Source organism: Paraburkholderia bryophila, assembly GCF_003269035.1.
GTDB classification, from domain to species: Bacteria; Pseudomonadota; Gammaproteobacteria; order Burkholderiales; family Burkholderiaceae; genus Paraburkholderia; species Paraburkholderia bryophila.
The window spans coordinates 1-2,133 of the sequence record NZ_QLTK01000066.1 but is presented as its reverse complement, the minus strand read 5'-3'; the positions used below and the strand labels follow the sequence as shown (position 1 = coordinate 2,133).

Here is a 2,133-nt window from a genome sequence, read left to right as displayed (position 1 = left end):
GCGTCGGTATTCAGGCCGCAGAGAACAACGCCCTGTGCCGGATCGCCCATCGGGCAGATCAGCACAACACCTTCGCCCTTCGTTGGCGGGTTCCATTCGCGCGTTGTACCAGCTCGAACCGACAGGAACGGCAGCCAGTTCGTTTGCAGGCCTTCGCCGTCCGGGTCGTCAGGGTCGCCGATCGACACACGGCATGTCGGCGGATTGCTGGCGTGATTGACGTCCATGATCGCGCCCTTGCGGATCATGTTGATAATCAGTCGTCGGAATTCGTTAGCGTCCATGCCGACCATGTTGCCGGCTGCATGCGCGCGAAGCGAGTCGCGGGTTATGTGAGGGGTGTGGGTACAGTTAGCCCTTAAAAACAGGGCTATTTCGTGATGTGCTTCAGCAACACGTCGCGGATAAGTTCGCGATCCTGCGCCGTGAAACCGAGCAGCGATCGCGCCGGGTATTTGTATTCGACGCCCTTGGGCGCGACTTTATCTCTAAGCCCGTACTGGTGGACGCGCGCCACGCGCGAGACGCGGCCGGCGAAGCCGACAGCAAGGCCGAGCGCGTCGGATTCGACATTGAGATAACGGGTGGTGCGCAGCTTCGCGAACATCGCGGCGCGCTTGATGCGCCCTTTCTTGTCGCGTTGCTTGCCGCCCTTCCCCGTTCGCGGCTTGCGCGATTCGAACGGGCTTTCGTCGGGATTGCGCTGCGCGGCGATGCGAGTTTGCTGGCTGCGCCGCAGCTCGCGCGCCACGTCGCGGGTGACGGCGCGGCGGCCGGCCGGTTCGAGCTGCGCGAGCAGGCCGCCGGCCCATCTGTCGAGTGCCTGCAGATCGTTTTCCATCATCCGAGCCAGTGATCGGCCGAGTCGTCGACGTGTTTGATCGTGCGCGCGCCGCTCGCGTCGACCGATACAACGATACTTTCGGTGAGCTGCAGCCTGATCGACAGATCGACCGTTTCATTATTGAGAATGTCGGCTTCGAACGTAATGCCGCGCTCGCGTTCATCGGCGTTCGTGACGAGGTCCGGCTGATTGGCGCGCGCCCACTCGACGATAGCGATAAAGACGTGGTCGGAGTCGCCGGCGAAGTCCTGCACGATCGCATGTGCGGTGTACCGGTATTCGAACGACGGCGTTCTCGTGCCGGTCGCGAGAATATGCCCTTCGTCGAGGAAAATCGTCAGGCGCTCGGGATTGATCGCGAGTTCCGGGATCGCAGCGACAAGCGCCGCACGCAAGCTGGCCGTCTTAATCATGGGTGGCCGCCGCGTGCGTTGGTGCCGCATCGTGTGCGCTTCTGGTCTGGCAGTCGAAAATCATATCGACCTTGGCCGCGCATTGCGCCCACGCGGCTTTGACCATGTGTAACGCGTCGTCGAGCTGGCCGTTAGTCGTCGGTGCCATCGCCGGCAGCGTGCAGCGCGTTACCGCCTGGCACTCTTGCAAGGTAATCTGCGGCGCCGGTGATAGCGGGGCTTGCGTGCATGCGGACAACGTCAGCAGGCAAATCACCAGCGGCCCACGCGCGGAATGCTGCGCTTTCATCGTTGTATCTCCTGATTTCGGCACGAATGCCGGCGAGCTTCGAGTCGATCGCCGAGTGATCGGCATCGAGCTTGCGCTGTTGGTTGGCCTTGTCGTCGGCGTCGGTGAGCAGGCGTTTAATGATTGCATCGCGGTCGGCCGTGCCCTGCCGCGCGTCGGCGGCCTGTTTTTGGGCCGTCACCAGCGCTTCGTGAAGCGCCGTGACGTACCGATACCCGCCGTAGAGCGCGAGCAGCGCGACGCCGACCGCGATGCACTTTGCGGCGAACGCGTTCATGCGGCCGCCTTGTCGGTGCCTGCGTACTTCAGATAGGCCTGTGCAAGCTTCGCGTCGTACAGGTTGCGGGCGTAATCCGGCCCGTTGTAGCCCTTGGCGAACGCCGCCCACTTCCTGCCCTTCAGCGCTGAAAGCAAAGCCGCATCGGCCGCCACATAGCGCACGAACAGATCGAGCTGATCGCCTTCGCTGTTCTCCATGCGTGCGACGAGTTCGTCGATGCTCGAATAGCCGAGCCGTTCCCAGTGATAGCCCATCACCTGAAACGCGCCCCAGCTCGCCGACTCATACGCCGCGCCGGCGTCGATCA

The 2,133-nt window shown here is 63.0% G+C and carries 6 protein-coding genes; all 6 read right to left on the bottom strand.

Annotated features, from left to right (window positions below; all coding sequences use genetic code 11):
• Positions 1-284: phage baseplate assembly protein V (locus BX591_RS35675; RefSeq protein WP_167444692.1), on the bottom strand; the 284-nt coding region annotated here is incomplete at its 3' end.
• Positions 285-370: 86 nt separating this feature from the next.
• On the bottom strand, positions 371-841 hold the full coding sequence (locus tag BX591_RS35670; protein WP_111935989.1) for a phage virion morphogenesis protein: 471 nt from the start codon (positions 839-841) through the stop codon (positions 371-373).
• On the bottom strand, positions 841-1,257 hold the full coding sequence (locus BX591_RS35665; protein ID WP_035557091.1) for a phage tail protein: 417 nt from the start codon (positions 1,255-1,257) through the stop codon (positions 841-843). The genes BX591_RS35670 and BX591_RS35665 overlap by 1 nt, the downstream gene beginning before the upstream one ends.
• Complete coding sequence (gene lysC, locus BX591_RS37100; protein ID WP_244218707.1) at positions 1,250-1,495, bottom strand: Rz1-like lysis system protein LysC; 246 nt, start codon at positions 1,493-1,495, stop codon at positions 1,250-1,252. Before lysC ends, BX591_RS35665 begins: the two co-directional genes overlap by 8 nt.
• The gene (lysB, locus tag BX591_RS35660) at positions 1,389-1,823 is read right to left on the bottom strand and encodes an Rz-like lysis system protein LysB (RefSeq protein ID WP_111935988.1); all 435 of its coding nucleotides are present in this window, start codon (positions 1,821-1,823) and stop codon (positions 1,389-1,391) included. The genes lysC and lysB overlap by 107 nt, the downstream gene beginning before the upstream one ends.
• The coding region (locus BX591_RS35655) for an N-acetylmuramidase domain-containing protein (protein WP_146749864.1) at positions 1,820-2,133 on the bottom strand (314 nt) is incomplete at its 5' end. The genes BX591_RS35655 and lysB, both read right to left, overlap by 4 nt.